This window comes from Micromonospora sp. NPDC023633 (assembly GCF_040640035.1).
Lineage (GTDB): Bacteria > Actinomycetota > Actinomycetes > Mycobacteriales > Micromonosporaceae > Micromonospora.
In genome coordinates, this window is record NZ_JBFABB010000034.1 from 19,922 (window position 1) to 35,052 (window position 15,131).

Genomic DNA, 15,131 nt, shown 5'->3' on the forward strand with positions numbered 1-15,131 from the left:
GCGCGAAGGATTCGGGCACGCGTGCCCTGCATCTGAGGGCCCTGTTCTCTGGAGGAAAGAGAACGTGAGCAAACCCCGAAATCTGAGCCGGCGGACCTCCGCCGCGCTTTTCGCGTCGGTCGTGGCCGCCAGCGCCGTGACCGTGGCGGGCGGCGCCGCCACCGCGAGCGCCGCACCCACCGCCGCGCCCGACGCGTCCCAGGCCACCCCCGTGGAGGCGCTGGGCTCGCACGACGCCAAGCTGCTCGCCGAGGCGGAGGCGAAGAAGGCCCCGACCGTCACGCTGATCGTGGCCACCAAGAAGGGCGAGGCGAAGGACGTCGCCGCCGACCTCAAGAACCTGGGTGCCGCCGTCACCGAGCGGTACGACAGCATCGGCTACGTCCTGGCCAAGGTCCCCACCGCCAAGGTGGTGAAGGCGGCCACGCTGCCCGGCGTCTCCGCCGTGGACCTCGACGAGACCATCCAGCTGCCCGACCCGACGCCCGAGGTCGCCCCCTCCGGCAAGAAGGCGGCGACGCAGGCCGCAACCCTGCCCGGTCCCGGGGCCGACACCCGGGCCGCCAACCCCTACATGCCGACGAACGAGATCGGCGCGGTCGACTTCGTGGCGGACAACCCCCAGTGGGACGGCCGCGGCGTCACGATCGGCATCATGGACTCCGGTGTGGACCTCGGCCACCCGGCGCTGCAGAAGACCACCACCGGCGAGCGGAAGATCGTCGACTGGGTCACCGCCACGGACCCGTTCGAGGACGCCACCTGGCGCCCGATGCTCACGGCGGTGACCGGTCCGACGTTCACCTCGGGCGGCGCGACCTGGACGGCCCCGGCGGGCACCTACCGGTTCAACCGGTTCAGCGAGTCGATCACGGCCGCCAGCGACCCGGCCGGTGACGTCAACCGCGACGGGGACCGGACCGACACGTTCGGCATCCTCTACGACCCGGCCACCCACAACATCTGGGTGGACGCCAACCAGAACAACGACTTCACCGACGACGCCGTGATGCGGCCGTACAAGGAGAAGTTCGACGTCAACTACTTCGGCACCGACAACCTGGCCACCCCGGTGGCCGAGCGGATCCCGTTCGTGGTCGAGTACCGCGAGGACGTGGACACCGCCCCCATCGGCGGCCCCGGCCTGGTGGACTACGTCAACATCGGCATCGTCGAGAGCACCCACGGCACCCACGTCGCCGGCATCACCGCCGCCAACGACATGCTCGGCAACGGCGCCTTCGACGGTGCCGCGCCCGGTGCCAAGCTGGTCTCCGCCCGCGCCTGCTCGTGGGGTGGCGGCTGCACCTACGCCGCCCTCACCACCGGCATGGCCGACCTGGTGATCAACCGCAAGGTCGACGTGATCAACATGTCGATCGGCGGCCTGCCGGCGCTGAACGACGGCAACAACGCCCGCGCCGAGCTCTACAACAACCTGATCACCACCTACGGCGTGCAGATGTTCATCTCGGCCGGCAACTCCGGCCCGGGCCTGAACACCATCGGCGACCCGTCGGCCTCCGCCAACGTGGTCAGCGTCGCGGCGAGCATCAGCAAGGACACCTGGCTGGCCAACTACGGCTCCGTGGTGAAGAAGAAGAACGCGCTGTTCAACTTCTCCTCCCGCGGCCCGCGTGAGGACGGCGGCTTCAAGCCGAACATCGCCGCCCCCGGCTCGGCCATCTCCACCGCCCCGACCTGGCAGCTCGGCAACCCGGCCCCCGAGGCCGGCTACGCGCTGCCCCCGGGCTACGCGATGCTGAACGGCACCTCGATGGCCTCCCCGCAGGCCGCCGGCGCCGCCGCGCTGCTGCTGTCGGCCGCCAAGGCGACTGACAAGGGCGTCACTCCGGCCGCGCTGCGCCGGGCGATCTACAGCTCGGCCAAGCCGATCAAGGACGTCCCGACGTACGGCCAGGGCTACGGCATGTTCAACGTGCCGGGCGCGTGGAAGCTGCTGCGCAAGGGCGTGGAGACGCGCTCCTACACCTCCGAGGCTCCGGTCTGCACCGTCCTGTCCGGTCAGCTGAGCACCCCGAACCGGGGCACCGGCCTCTACAACCGTTGCGCCTCCGCCGAGGGTGGGCAGCAGGTCGGCCAGTCGAAGAGCTACCAGGTCCAGGTCACCCGCACCAGCGGGCCGGCCGGCACCGTGAAGCACAACGTGGGCCTGCGCGGCAACGACGGCACCTTCAAGGCGCCGAAGACCGTCTCGCTCCCGCTGAACAAGACCGTCACCATCCCGGTCACCGCCAAGCCCGCCACCGCCGGCGCGCACGGCGCGATCATGACGATCGACGACCCGGCCACCTCGGTCGTCGACTTCGAGGTCTCCACCGTCGTCGTCGCCTCGAACGACGTGAAGAAGCCGGACTTCTCCTTCTCGGCCGAGGGCTCGGTCGACCGGAACAGCTTCACCTCGTACTTCGTGACGGTGCCGCCGGGCACGGGCGCCCTCCAGGTGAACCTCTCCGGCATCGCCACCGGTTCGCAGACCCGGTTCATCGCCTTCAACCCGTACGGCGTCCCGGTGGAGAGCACCTCCAGCCTCGCCTGCTACACCAACTTCTCCGACGCCAACGCCTGCAAGCCGCAGGAGCGCGACTACCAGAACCCGATCGCCGGGGTCTGGGAGATCGAGGTGGAGTCCCGTCGGACCTCGCCGTCGCTGAACAACCCGTTCCAGCTCACGGCGCGGGTGCAGGGTGTCGCGGTCGAGCCGGCCGTGGTCGAGCTGCCGTCGGTCACCGCCGGTGCGGCGACCCCGGTGACCTGGTCGCTGACCAACACCTTCGGCCCGGTCGCGGTGACCGGCCAGGGCGGCCCGCTCTCCAGCGTCCACGCTGAGCGGCCGACCATCGCCGAGGGCGCGTCGCAGGAGTACACCGTGGAGGTGCCGGCGGGCGCGACCCGCTTCACCGCCCGGATCGGCAACCCGGCCAGCGCCGCGGCCGACCTCGACCTCTACGTCTTCCGCGGCACCGCGGAGGTCGGTCGGGCCGCCGACGGCGACTCCGAGGAGGCCGTAACCCTCAACAACCCGCCGGCGGGCACCTACCGGGTGGTCGTCGAGGGCTACGCGGTGGACGGGGCCGGTGGCAGCACCGCGTACGACTACCGGGACTCGTTCTCGGCGGCGGCGCTGGGCAGCCTCTCGGCGCCCGCCACCCCGCTCAACCTGGCCCACGGCGCCACCGCCACCCTCACCGGTACGGTGACCGCCCAGTCCACCCCGGTCGCCGGTCGGGCGCTCTTCGGTGAGCTGTCCGTGGTGACCACCGAGGGCGCGGTCGTCGGCCGCGGCGCCGTCTCCATCGGCACCGTGAACTGACCCGTCCCGCACCGGAACACCGGAGCCCGCCCCCACCCGGGGGCGGGCTCCGCCCGTTTCGGTGATCCTGCCGCGACGCACGCGCTCGGGACGTTTCGCGCACGGTCACGACCGGACGGGCCCGGGCCCGTCCGGGTCAGCCGCGGCGGGCGGTCTCGACCAGGAAGGGCGTGCCCTGCTGGCAGGTCGTGAGCAGGTCCCGCTGGACCCGGCCGGTGACCGTGACCTTCGCGCCCGGCTTCAGCAGGTCACGCGGGCCGCCGATCAGCAGGTAGTTGTCGAGCAGCAGGCAGTTGGGCTCCACGCCGGCGGTGACCGTCCCGGTCAGCGTGGCCCCGCCGACCGGCGGCGGCTTCGTCGGCCCGCCGGTGGGCCTCGTGGGCGGGGGCAGGGCCGGCCCCGTCGGGTCCACCGGGTCGCCGGGGGTCGGCGGGACTCCGGGGCTGCTCGGATCCGGGCTGGGCGGGCTGGTCACCGGCTGGGCTCCCGTCGGGGTCGGGGTAGGGGTGTCGCCGGCACCGTCCTGGCCGCCGCAGGCGCTCAGCGCCACGCAGACGGCCAGCGCGGAGACGGCGAGCCGAAGAGTCCTCATACCCGAGTCTGACGCAGCGGGGCCGCGCGCCGTTCCCGCCCGCTCAGCCGCGGGCCGCGGCGGCGGCCTTCATGTCCCGCTTGAGCTCCTGCGGCAGCGAGAAGGTCAGCCGCTCGTTGGCGGTCACCACCTCGTCGACGTCGGTGAAGCCGCGCGCGGCGAGGTGGGCGAGCACCTCCTGGACCAGTTGGTCGGGCACGCTGGCGCCCGAGGTCAGGCCGACCGTGCGCGCCCCCTCCAGCCACGCGTCGTCGATCTCGTGCGCGAAGTCGACGAGGTGACCGGCGCGCGCCCCGGCGTCCAGGGCGACCTCGACGAGGCGTACGGAGTTGGAGGAGTTGGCCGAGCCGACGACGATCACCACGTCGCACTCGGGCGCGATCTCCTTGACCACGTGCTGGCGGTTGGAGGTGGCGTAGCAGATGTCGTCGCTGGGCGGCGACTGGAGCATCGGCAGCCGCTTCTTGAGCCGGGCCACCGTCTCCAGCGTCTCGTCGACCGAGAGGGTGGTCTGGGAGAGCCAGACGACCTTGTTCGGGTCGCGGACGGTGATCCTGTCGGCGTCCTCCGGGCCGTCCACGAGCTGGATGTGCTCGGGCGCCTCGCCGGAGGTGCCGATGACCTCCTCGTGCCCCTCGTGACCGATCAGCAGGATGTCGTAGTCCTCGGCGGCGAACCGCTTCGCCTCCTGGTGCACCTTCGTGACCAGCGGGCAGGTCGCGTCGATCGCCCGCAGCGAGCGGGTGCGGGCCTGCTCGTAGACCTCCGGGGCCACCCCGTGCGCGGAGAAGATGACGGTGGCGCCCTCCGGCACCTCCTCGTTCTCCTCCACGAAGATCGCGCCCTGGGCCTCCAGGGTCTGCACGACGTGCTTGTTGTGCACGATCTGCTTGCGCACGTAGATCGGGGCGCCGTAGAGCTTGAGTGCCTCCTCCACGGTCTGCACCGCGCGGTCCACGCCCGCGCAGTAGCCGCGGGGCTTGGCCAGGATCACGCGCTTGCCGGTCCGGGACGTCGCTTCAACCTGAGTCACCCGCCCATCGTACGTGCCGCTCCGGAACGCGACGCGGGACGCGACGGCCACCACGACCGCACCGACGAGCCGCGCGGGACTGTCCGGGGCGGGCCGTAGGGTGGGCGCGTGAGCACAGGCGAGGTGGGGCGGAGCACGCCCGAGGAGCCGTGGCCGGTCCGGGTGGTCAGCCAGAAGGTCGGCGCCTGGATCGCCCGGCTGGGCTGGGTGTGGGTGGACGGGCAGGTGGCGCAGATCAGCCGCCGGCCGGGCGCCAGCACCGTCTTCCTCACGCTGCGGGACCCGTCGGCCGACCTGAGCCTGACGGTCACCACCAACCGGGACGTCCTGGACGTCGGCGCGCCGGAGCTGCGCGAGGGCGCCCGGGTGGTGCTGCACGCCAAGCCGGAGTTCTACGCCGCCCGGGGCACGCTGAGCCTGCGCGCCGACGAGATCCGGCAGGTCGGCCTCGGCGAGCTGCTGGCCCGGCTGGAGAAGCTCAAGAAGCTGCTGGCGGCGGAGGGGTTGTTCGACCGGGCGCGCAAGCGCCGGCCGCCGTTCCTGCCCAACCGGGTCGGGCTGATCACGGGCCGCGCCTCGGCCGCCGAGCGGGACGTGCTGACCAACGCCCGCCGGCGCTGGCCGGCGGTGGAGTTCCGCACGGTCAACGTGGCCGTGCAGGGGCCGGGCGCCGTCCCGCAGATCGTCGACGCGCTCAAGGTGCTGGACGCCGATCCGGCCGTCGACGTGATCGTCATCGCCCGGGGCGGGGGCGGCATCGAGGACCTGCTCCCCTTCTCCGACGAGGCGCTCTGCCGGGCGGTCTTCGCCTGCCGCACGCCGGTGGTCAGCGCGATCGGCCACGAGACCGACACGCCGCTGGTCGACTACGTCGCCGACGTACGGGCCTCGACGCCGACCGACGCGGCCAAGCGTGTGGTGCCCGACCTCACCGAGGAGGTGCGCGTCATCCGGCAGGCCCGGCACCGCCTCGAACGCGCGGTGCGCAACCTGGTGGACCGCGAGTCGCACCGGCTCGACGGGCTGCGCTCCCGGCCGGTGCTGGCCCGTCCGCAGGTGATGGTCGACCAGCGGCTCGCCGACCTGACCGGCCTGCGCCAGCGGGCCGGGCGCTGCCTGGACCACCGGCTCGCCGCCGCCGACGACGACCTGCGGCACACCCTGGCCCGGCTGCGCGCCCTCTCCCCCGCCGCCACCCTCGACCGGGGCTACGCGATCGTCCAGCGCGCCGACGGCCAGGTCGTCCGCGCCGCGTCCGAGGTCGGCGAGGGCGACCCGCTCCGGGTACGCCTCGCCGACGGCGAGCTGGCCGCGACGGTCGACGGCTGAGCGGGGACGGGGAGCACGATGTGGTGGGATGGCAGCGATGACTGACGAGAAGAAGGACGAACGGCTCAGCTACGAGCAGGCCCGCGCCGAGCTGGCGTCGGTGGTCGAGCGGCTGGAGACCGGCGGCACCACGCTGGAGGAGTCGCTGGCGCTCTGGGAGCGCGGCGAGAAGCTCGCCGAGACCTGCCAGCGCTGGCTCGACGGCGCCCGCGCCCGCATCGACGCCGCCCGCCAGGACCCCACCTCCTGACCCACCCCCGCCCCACCCTCACGCGTCGATCATGGAGTTGTGGTGGGCGGTAGAAGGCTTTTCGTGCCCTCTGTCACCCACCACAACCGCATGATCGACGAAGCTCGGAGTGGGCGGGGCTGGCGTCAGTTGAACAGGTTGTAGAACTCGGCCGGTGCCTCGACCACCTGGTCCGCCGGCGGCTTCTGCGCGGCGGTGGCGCTGCCGTAGTCCGAGTACGTGATCCGGATGTCCTGCGCCTTCGTCTGGCCGGCGGCCGGGATCTGGATGACCATCTCGCTGAGCCGGCCCTGCGGGTCGAGCTTCGCGGTGAACGGCACCGACTTCGCCTGCGCCCCGAGGGCCGTGATCACCGTCGGGTCCACCGAACCCGCCTCGGCCGCCTTCGACACGTCGATGGTGCCGGCGTACGCGCCCTCGCCCGTCTGACGCACCTCCGTGATGCCCTGCGTCAGCACCTCGCTGCCGGCGGGGTCGACCTTGTCGAAGTCGAAGCCGAGGTTCCGGTTGCCCTTGATCCGGGTCTGGTCCAGGTGCTGGTACTTGCCGAGGTTCAGCTTCTGCACGCCCGGCACGCTGCTGGCGGTCGTGCCGCCGAGCTCGACCTTCACCCAGCTGTCCGGCTTGTAGTGGACGAGGTCGAGCTTCATGAACAGGTCGTCGGTCGGCTTGCCGATCGTCACCCGCATCTCGGCGCTCTGGGTGGGCTCGTGCACCCGACCCTCGGCCGTCGAGCCGACACCGGACATGGTGAACCGGAAGTTGCCGTTGCTGATCTCGCGGGTCGAGGCCAGCAGTGCCTGCTTGGCGTCGCCGGGCACCGGGGCAGCGCTGCCGGAGGCCGCGGGCGCACCCGAGGCCGCGGACGTACCGGAGGCCGAGACGGCCGGGGAGGCGGACGAGCCCGCCGTCGGGGTCCCGGAAGCGTTGCAGGCAGCCAGACCGGGAGTGAACAGGGCGGCGGCCACCAGGCCGGCGCTCAGGCGTCGAACAGTCATACGTGTCTCCCACGAGGGTCACCCGACGCACCTGGCGGCGGCCGGAAACCGGGCGACGCACCACGTCGGCTGCGCCGCGCGAGCCCTTGGGGCCGGCCGCCGCGGCGACCGACCGGGTTCGCTCCACTCCTGTTCCCTGTCGCCGCGTCGCACAATCACCGGGATGTCCGGTTGCCCCGGCCGGGTGACCCGGAACGCGGAAACGGGGCGGCCGAGGCCGCCCCGTTCCGTGTGCCGGTGCTACTTCTTGAACATCTCGTAGGTCTCGGGGGAGGCCTCGACCACCTTGTCGGCCGCCGGCTTCTGCGCGGCGGTGGCGTTGCCGTAGTCCGCGTACGTGACCTTGATGTCGTGCGCCTTGGTCTCACCGGCGGCCGGCACCGAGATGACCAGCTCGGTGAGCCGGCCCTCCGCGTCCAGCTTGGCGGTGAAGGGCAGCGACTTGGCCTGCGCGCCGAGGGCCTTGACCATGTCGGCGTCCAGGGCGGACGACTCGATCGCGGCGGACGCGTCGAGCTTGCCGGTGTAGCTGCCCTCGGCGGTCTTCTGCACCTCGGTGATGCCCTTGGTCAGAGCAGCGCTGCCGGCCGGGTCGACCTCCTCCATGTAGCGGCTGAGCTCGCCGGCGCCCTTGACCTTGGACTGGTCGAGGTGCTGGTACTTGCCCTTCATCTTCTCCGCGCCCGGGATCATGTTGCCCAGCTCGCCGAGGTCGATCATCACCCAGCTGTCCGGCTGGATGAAGATCAGCTCCATGCCCATCGACGCGCCGGAGCCGTCGTCGAACTTCATGCTGAACTGCGCGCTGTTGCTGGGCTTGTGCACCAGGCCCTTGCCGCTCAGCCCGGCGCCGGCGAGCGTGAAGGTGAAGTTGCCCTTCTCGATCTCCTTGGTGGAGGCGAGCAGCGCCTCCTTCGGGTCGGCGGGCACGGCCGGCGCGGACGACGCGGACGAGCCGCCGGCGGCGGACTCCGAAGTGTCCGACTTGCAGGCCGTCAGGCCGGGAACCAGAAGGGTGGCGGCGAGCACGCCGACGCTCCACCGTCGAATGTTCACAGTTGTCTCTCTTCGCGAAACGGTAAGCACCCGGCGGACGTCAGCCGCCGGGCAGTGAGCCGGGGCAGCGTAGCCGATCCCACCGACACCCGGGGGGCAGCCGTGCAAGCGGCTACCGGATCGCCCCGGCCAGGTGTCGCAGCTCGTTGTCCCGGGCGTCGCCGGCCACGATCACGGTCCGGTTCGGTTCGAGCAGGACCAGCGCCTGCTCGTTGCCGCGGGCGGTGTACCGCTGCCAGGTGCGCCCGCCCAGCTCCGTCTGGCCCTGCGGTTGCCCCTCGGCGGTCAGCTCGGTCGGCAGCAGCCGCTCCGGCGGCACGCTGCTCTGCACCAGCTGGGCGCCCCGCCCCTCGGGGGTCAGATAGCCGAGACGGAGGCTCGACCCGCCCTCGACGGTCTGGAAGTTCGCGCTGACCGGGCGCCACCCGTCGCCCAGCTCCACCGGCTCGCTCACCGGGAAGGCGTTGGCGGCCCGCGCCGACTCGAGGGCGGGCGCCGGGTCGACGGTCGTCGGCTGGTCGCCGCCGAGGAACCCCCGGTAGAAGGCGAGCAGCAGGGCGATCGGGATCAGCAGCACGAGCAGCGAGATCGCCATGTCCTTGGGCGAGCGTTCCGACTTGCGGGTGTCGACCGCGGGCGGCGGCGCGGGGCGCTCGCCCGTCTCCGCCACGCCGTCGGGCGGGGCCGCCCCGGGCGCGCCAGCGGGTTCGACCAGCGCCGGCTCCCCCTCGGGTACGGCGGTGGCCCCGGCCGGAGCGACGGGCGGCTGGCCGTCCGGCGGCGTCGAGTCGGCGGGTACGCGATCGGCAGGCTGTGCGGCTTCCACCCCGCCATCTTCGCAGTTGCCCGACCGGCCGTATCCGGGCCATCACCGCCCCGATCCCGCGCGGGGTGAGCCATCGTGTGAGGATCAGCGACAAAGCCGGCAGCGGCGACGCCGCACCCTGCCGCCCCGCAACGTCGCGAGGAGGAGCCGTCATGACGAACACCAGGACGCGGATCCCACAGGATCTCGACCGCAACCTCGCCCTCGACCTGGTCCGGGTCACCGAGGCCGCGGCGATGGCCGCCGGTCGCTGGGTCGGTCGGGGCGACAAGGAGGGCGGCGACGGAGCCGCCGTCGACGCGATGCGCAAGCTGATCAACTCGATCCCCATGCGGGGCGTCGTGGTGATCGGTGAGGGCGAGAAGGACAACGCCCCGATGCTCTTCAACGGCGAGCAGGTCGGCGACGGCACCGGCCCGGAGGTGGACGTCGCGGTCGACCCGGTCGACGGCACCACGCTGATGAGCAAGGGCATGCCAAACGCGCTGGCGGTGCTCGCCGTGTCCGAACGGGGTGCGATGTTCGATCCGAGCGCGGTCTTCTACATGGAGAAGCTCGCCGTCGGGCCGGCGTACGCCGACGTGGTGGACATCAACGCCGGGGTGGCCGAGAACCTGCGCCGGATCGCCAAGGTCAAGGGCACCGACGTCTCCGAGGTCACGGTCTGCGTGCTGGACCGGAGCCGGCACGACGACCTGGTCACGCAGATCCGCCGGGCCGGGGCGGGCATCCGCTTCATCTCGGACGGGGACATCGCCGGTTCCATCGCGGCGGCCCGGGGCGAGTCGGACGTCGACGTGCTGATGGGCATCGGCGGCACCCCCGAGGGCATCATCTCCGCCTGCGCGCTGAAGTGCATGGGCGGGGCGATGCAGGCCAAGCTCTGGCCGCGCGACGCCGAGGAGCGGGAGAAGGCGCTCGCCGCCGGGCACGACCTGGACCGGGTGCTGAGCACCGACGACCTCGTCACCGGGGACAACTGCTTCTTCGTGGCCACCGGCGTCACCTCCGGCGACCTGCTGCGTGGCGTCCGCTACCGGGCCGGCGGCGCGTACACGCAGTCGATCGTCATGCGCTCGAAGAGCGGCACGATCCGGGTGATCGACTCGTACCACCGGCTGGAGAAGCTCGCCCTCTACTCGGCGGTCGACTTCGACGGCCGCCCGCTGGCCGAGCAGGAATGAGCGTCGCCGGGACGCTGGCCCCGCCGACCCCGTCGGCGGCCCGCCGGATCACCGGCGTGGGCCTCGCGACCGCCTCCGGGCTGGCCGTGGCCGTGCAGTCCCGGATCAACGGCGAGTTGGGCGTACGCCTGGCCGACGGGATCGCCGCGGCGGTGGTCTCGTTCGGGCTGGGCCTGGTGGTACTGCTGGTGCTGGTCCCCGCCACCCCGGGTGGGCGGCGAGGGCTGGTCGCCCTGCGCGGCGCGCTCACCGACGGCACGTTGCGGCCGTGGCAGTGCCTCGGCGGGGCGTGCGGCGCGCTCCTGGTCGCCGCCCAGGGGCTGACCATCGGCACCCTCGGCGTGGCCGTCTTCACGGTCGCGGTGGTGGCCGGCCAGTCCGGCAGCAGCCTGGCCGTCGACCGGGCGGGGGTCGGCCCGAGCGGCCCCCAGCCGGTCACCGGCCAGCGGCTGGCCGGCGCGGCGCTGACCGTGGTCGCGGTCCTGCTGGCCGTCGGCGAGCGGCTCGGCGACCCGGGCACCCTCGGGCTGGCCCTGCTGCCGCTGATCGCCGGGGTGGGCATCGCCTGGCAGCAGGCGGTCAACGGCCGGGTACGGATGGCCGCCGGCAGCGCGCTGACCGCCACGCTGGTGAACTTCTCCGTCGGCACGGTGGCCCTGCTGGTCGCCTTCGCCGTCGACGTCGCGATCCGGGGCTGGCCGGCGGGCGGCGCGCCGGCGGAGCCGTGGCTCTACCTGGGCGGGCCGATCGGGATCGTGTTCATCGCGATCGCCGCGGCGATCGTCCGGTTCACCGGCGTGCTGCTGCTCGGCCTGGCCACCATCGCCGGGCAGATCGTCGGCGCGGTGCTGCTGGACCTGCTGCTGCCCACGGCCGCCTCCCGCCCGGGCCTCGTCACCCTGCTCGGCGCGGCGCTGACCATGGTCGCGGTCGGAGTCGCCGCCCTCGCGCCGACCGCGCCCCGTCAGTCCCGCTGACCTCCTGCCGCCCGCCGGGACCTGTCGGCTAGGAACCGCGGCCGGCACGGCGTCCGTGCCGGCCGGTCCGCCGCGCGTTCGACACGGATCAGCGGGGCGGCCCGGCGGGGCCCGCCGGCCAGGGCGGGTCGACCGGGTGGGCGGACGCGGTGACCAGCCGGGCCGCCCGCCAGCCCAGCAGCAGCCCCGGCACGGTGGCCGCCACGGCGATCAGCAGCGCCGTGCCGGTGTGCGCGGGCCGGCCGTACAGCCAGCCGACCAGCGGCAGCGCGGCCAGCGCCAGGGCCAGGGCGGCGGCCAGCAGCACCTCCAGGGTCCATCGCCCCGACGGCTCGGCCGGTGCCCGGACGGAGAGCAGCAGCACACCGAGCAGGACCGCGAGCAGGGCGACGAGGCCCGCCTCCGGGAGGAGCAGCGCACCCGACCAGACCACGGCCAGCAGCGCCCAGGCGGTGACACCGAGCGCAGCCAGGCAGGTCAGCCGCAAGCGGGTGGTGCCGGCCCGCAGCCCCGCCCGCACGCCCGACACGGCGAGCACCGACCCGGCCAGCGTGAGCCCCAGGAGCAGGGACAGGAGCGGATCGTCGCCCCGGTCCGCCGGGGTGCTCCGGCCGAACGCCGGCGGCCGCCCGTCGAACGGGTATCCGCCAGCCGCCTCCGTGCCGACGAAGCCGAGCCGCTCCCAGCTCCCGTCGGGCCGGCGGACGGCGAAACCGTCCCGGCCGTTGGCCACCAACACGACGTGCCGGCCGTCGCCGGTGTCCCGCACGGTCAACTCCTGCGTGGCGATCCGCTCCCCGCGCGGCCCCGGGTCCGGGTACTGCCGGCGCAGGACGGCGCGCTGCGCCTCGGTCGCGCCCCAGGCCGGGCGCCAGCTCCGACCCGCGTCGTCGCTCTGCTCCACGGCGAGCCGGCCGGGGACCGGGCGGTAGCAGCGCGTCGGCGTGGCGGTCGAGCAGCTTCGGCTGAAGGGGCCGGCGACCGGCCCCCGCGCGCCGGTCAACGCCTCGTTCTCGCCCCGGGTCGGGTCGCGCCACGTCGCTCCCCCGTCGTCGCTCAGCCGCCACGTGGGCGCGCTGCCGAATGCCTGGTTGGCGTAGCTGTGGCCGGTGCCGGCCGCCAACCGTTCGTCGAGGACCGCCGCCCGGACGGCGTCGGGGTGGTGGACGGCGCTGGTGGCCGCCACCGCCAGCGTCGCCGCCGGCAGCAGCACCAGCAGCCGGACCAGCCGGGCGGAGCGCCGCCGCACCGGCTCCCGCCGCGCCCGGGACCAGACCCACCAGGCGAGGGCCAGCGCCGGCAGGGCCAGCAGGTCGGTGCGGTCCGCCCGGACCAGCGACGGCCCGCTGACGGCGCTCCAGAGCGCCGAGGCGCCGGCGGCGGCGTACCCGATGGACTTGACCGCGGTGAACCCGGCGGCGACGAGCCCGAGGCCGAACGCGACGGCGACGCGGGCCGGCAGCCGGGGGACCACCAGGGTGAGCAGCACCGCGACCAGCGGCGGCGCGAGGAGCAGCCCGGCGACGTCGCTGAGCTTCCCGGTCACGAAACCGGGGAAGGCCGCCTTGAGCAGGTGGTCGTTGGCCACGAGGAGGACGAGGGCCGCGACCGTCGCGGGGTGGCCCAGCCAGGCCAGGGCGGCCGGCGCGCCGTCGCGGTGCGGGGGCGGAGCACTCATCGGCCCACGGTCGCAGCCACCGATCTCGATCCGGCCACGGCCGGGGCAGTATCCGGTGACGGTACGTCAGGTGCCGTCGGACGAGTGCCCGGGGAACAGGTGCGCGCTCGGGTCGATGGCCACCGCCGCGTTGTTGACCGCCGTGGCGGCCTCGCCGAAGCCGGTCGCGATCAGCCGCACCTTGCCCGGGTACTCGGTGATGTCGCCCGCCGCGAAGACCCGGGGCAGGTTCGTCGCCATCGCGCTGTCGACCACGATGTGCCGGCGGTCCAGCCGCAGCCCCCACTCGGCCAGCGGGCCGAGGTCGGCGGTGAAGCCGAGGGCCGCCACCACCGTGTCCACCGGCAGCAGTTCCGCCGCGCCGCCGCGTACGGTGATCTCGGCGCCGGTCACCGCGCCGTCGCCGTGCAGCCGGGTCACCTCGGCGTTGACGATCACGCGCACCGGCAGCCCGAGCACCCGGGCGACGGTGGCCGCGTGCGCCCGGAACTTCTCCCGCCGGTGCACCACCGTCACCGAGCGGGCCAGCGGCTGGAGCGTCGACGCCCAGTCGAAGGCGGAGTCGCCGCCGCCGACGATCAGCACGTCCCGGTCGGCCAGCTCGGTCGGCTGCGGTACGAAGTAGACGATCCCGGCGCCGGCGAAGTGCTCCGCCACCGGCAGCGGGCGGGGCGTGAAGCTGCCCAGCCCACCGGTGACGACCACCGCACCGCACCGGAGCTGCTGGCCCCCGGCGAGACCGAGCACCGGCCGCTCGTCGGCGTACGAGAGCTTCTCGACGCGGATGCCGAGCAGGTAGCACGGGTCGAAGGGAGCCGCCTGGGCGACGAGGTTGGCCACCAGGTCCCGCCCCTTGACCGCCGGGAAGCCGGCCACGTCGTGGATCAGCTTCTCCGGGTACATGGCGGTGATCTGGCCGCCGGGCTCGGGCAGCGCGTCGACGACCGCGACGGAGAGCCCGCGGAATCCGGCGTAGTACGCCGCGAACAGTCCGGCCGGGCCGGCCCCGATCACCGCGACATCGACCTCGCGCATGGGCGTACCGTCGCTTTCCGCTCACGGATCAACGCGTGCTGACACCGACGGTAGGGCCGGCGGTACGCCCGGGCAAGGACGTCCCCGTGCTCGGCTGGTGCCGGCGCGTCGGCGCTCAGGGCATGGTGAGCGTGGACTCCGAGCGGTGGGGGCCGCCCAGGTCGCCCCGGCGACGCCGGAAGACGATCGCGGCGACCACCCCGCCGAGCAGCCCGAACAGGTGGCCCTGCCAGGAGATCCGCTCGTCGGTGGGGAGGATGCCGACCAGCTGCCAGCCGTAGAGCAGGCCGACGAGCAGGAAGACCGCGAAGTTCCACCAGCTCCGTTCGACGATGCCCCGGGTCAGCAGGATGCCCAGGTAGCCGAAGATGACCCCGCTCGCGCCCACCACCACGGAGGTCGACGAGCCGGTGAACCACACCCCCAGCCCGCTGACCAGGATGATGACGAGCGTCGACCAGAGGAAGCGGCGGGCGCCGGCGGCGAGCACGAAGGTGCCGAGCAGGATCAGCGGGATGCTGTTGCTGTAGAGGTGGTCGAAGCCGTGGTGCAGGAACGGCGAGAAGAAGACCCCGTCGAGCCCGTCGATGCGCTTCGGGATGATCCCGGCGGCGGCGTCGAAGCCGGCCGTGAGCCCCTGGTCGAGGGCCTCGATGAGGAAGAGGAACGGCACCACCGCGCACATGGCGACGAAGGCCCGGCCGAGCGCGGCGTAGAACGCCTCGGTGCCGAACCGGTGCGGGTCGCCGCTTCCCGGGTGCAGGGTCACCCGTCAAGAGCTATCAGGTGGCGGGCGAAGCCGCCACTTCTGCGGCGATCCGTACCCGGAACGACGAGGG

The 15,131-nt window shown here is 73.4% G+C and carries 13 protein-coding genes; 5 read left to right on the forward strand and 8 right to left on the reverse strand.

Features of this window, described 5'->3' with window-relative positions; all coding sequences use genetic code 11:
• Window positions 1-64: 64 nt before the first annotated feature.
• The gene (locus tag AB0G13_RS13410) at window positions 65-3,334 is read left to right on the forward strand and encodes a S8 family serine peptidase (protein ID WP_357873226.1); all 3,270 of its coding nucleotides are present in this window, start codon (window positions 65-67) and stop codon (window positions 3,332-3,334) included.
• Window positions 3,335-3,470: 136 nt separating this feature from the next.
• On the opposite strand, the gene AB0G13_RS13415 is transcribed toward AB0G13_RS13410, so the two are convergent.
• Window positions 3,471-3,926 carry a hypothetical protein gene (locus AB0G13_RS13415; RefSeq protein WP_357873229.1) on the reverse strand — a complete coding sequence of 152 codons (456 nt, stop codon included), beginning with the start codon at window positions 3,924-3,926 and terminating at the stop codon, window positions 3,471-3,473.
• A 43-nt stretch (window positions 3,927-3,969) separates the two neighbouring features.
• The gene (locus tag AB0G13_RS13420; RefSeq protein ID WP_357873231.1) at window positions 3,970-4,959 is read right to left on the reverse strand and encodes a 4-hydroxy-3-methylbut-2-enyl diphosphate reductase; all 990 of its coding nucleotides are present in this window, start codon (window positions 4,957-4,959) and stop codon (window positions 3,970-3,972) included.
• Window positions 4,960-5,121: 162 nt separating this feature from the next.
• Between AB0G13_RS13420 and xseA the strand changes: the two genes are divergently transcribed.
• Both xseA and AB0G13_RS13430 read left to right on the forward strand, forming a co-directional pair.
• The gene (xseA, locus tag AB0G13_RS13425) at window positions 5,122-6,288 is read left to right on the forward strand and encodes an exodeoxyribonuclease VII large subunit (RefSeq protein WP_357873323.1); all 1,167 of its coding nucleotides are present in this window, start codon (window positions 5,122-5,124) and stop codon (window positions 6,286-6,288) included.
• Between the two features lie 37 nt (window positions 6,289-6,325).
• Window positions 6,326-6,538 (forward strand): exodeoxyribonuclease VII small subunit, encoded by a 213-nt coding sequence (locus AB0G13_RS13430; RefSeq protein WP_357873234.1) that lies wholly within the window; start codon window positions 6,326-6,328, stop codon window positions 6,536-6,538.
• 125 nt (window positions 6,539-6,663) lie between these two features.
• Here AB0G13_RS13430 and AB0G13_RS13435 read toward each other — a convergent pair whose 3' ends face one another.
• The 3 genes from AB0G13_RS13435 to AB0G13_RS13445 form a co-directional block, all read right to left on the reverse strand.
• Window positions 6,664-7,536: a hypothetical protein gene (locus AB0G13_RS13435; protein WP_357873236.1), complete on the reverse strand. Its 873-nt coding sequence runs from the start codon at window positions 7,534-7,536 to the stop codon at window positions 6,664-6,666.
• A 240-nt stretch (window positions 7,537-7,776) separates the two neighbouring features.
• Window positions 7,777-8,592 carry a hypothetical protein gene (locus AB0G13_RS13440; RefSeq protein WP_357873239.1) on the reverse strand — a complete coding sequence of 272 codons (816 nt, stop codon included), beginning with the start codon at window positions 8,590-8,592 and terminating at the stop codon, window positions 7,777-7,779.
• A 112-nt stretch (window positions 8,593-8,704) separates the two neighbouring features.
• Window positions 8,705-9,418 carry a DUF4245 domain-containing protein gene (locus tag AB0G13_RS13445; protein ID WP_357873242.1) on the reverse strand — a complete coding sequence of 238 codons (714 nt, stop codon included), beginning with the start codon at window positions 9,416-9,418 and terminating at the stop codon, window positions 8,705-8,707.
• A gap of 152 nt (window positions 9,419-9,570) precedes the next feature.
• Between AB0G13_RS13445 and glpX the strand changes: the two genes are divergently transcribed.
• Window positions 9,571-10,602, forward strand: coding sequence for a class II fructose-bisphosphatase (gene glpX, locus AB0G13_RS13450; RefSeq protein WP_357873245.1), 1,032 nt, complete (start codon window positions 9,571-9,573; stop codon window positions 10,600-10,602).
• Window positions 10,599-11,579, forward strand: coding sequence for a DMT family transporter (locus tag AB0G13_RS13455; protein ID WP_357873246.1), 981 nt, complete (start codon window positions 10,599-10,601; stop codon window positions 11,577-11,579). Before glpX ends, AB0G13_RS13455 begins: the two co-directional genes overlap by 4 nt.
• 88 nt (window positions 11,580-11,667) lie before the next feature.
• On the opposite strand, the gene AB0G13_RS13460 is transcribed toward AB0G13_RS13455, so the two are convergent.
• The 3 genes from AB0G13_RS13460 to AB0G13_RS13470 form a co-directional block, all read right to left on the reverse strand.
• The gene (locus AB0G13_RS13460) at window positions 11,668-13,257 is read right to left on the reverse strand and encodes a hypothetical protein (RefSeq protein WP_357873248.1); all 1,590 of its coding nucleotides are present in this window, start codon (window positions 13,255-13,257) and stop codon (window positions 11,668-11,670) included.
• Between the two features lie 66 nt (window positions 13,258-13,323).
• Entirely contained in the window at window positions 13,324-14,292 is a 969-nt protein-coding gene (locus tag AB0G13_RS13465) for an NAD(P)/FAD-dependent oxidoreductase (protein ID WP_357873251.1), read from the reverse strand.
• A gap of 115 nt (window positions 14,293-14,407) precedes the next feature.
• Entirely contained in the window at window positions 14,408-15,061 is a 654-nt protein-coding gene (locus AB0G13_RS13470) for a rhomboid family intramembrane serine protease (RefSeq protein ID WP_357873254.1), read from the reverse strand.
• Window positions 15,062-15,131 lie beyond the last annotated feature (70 nt).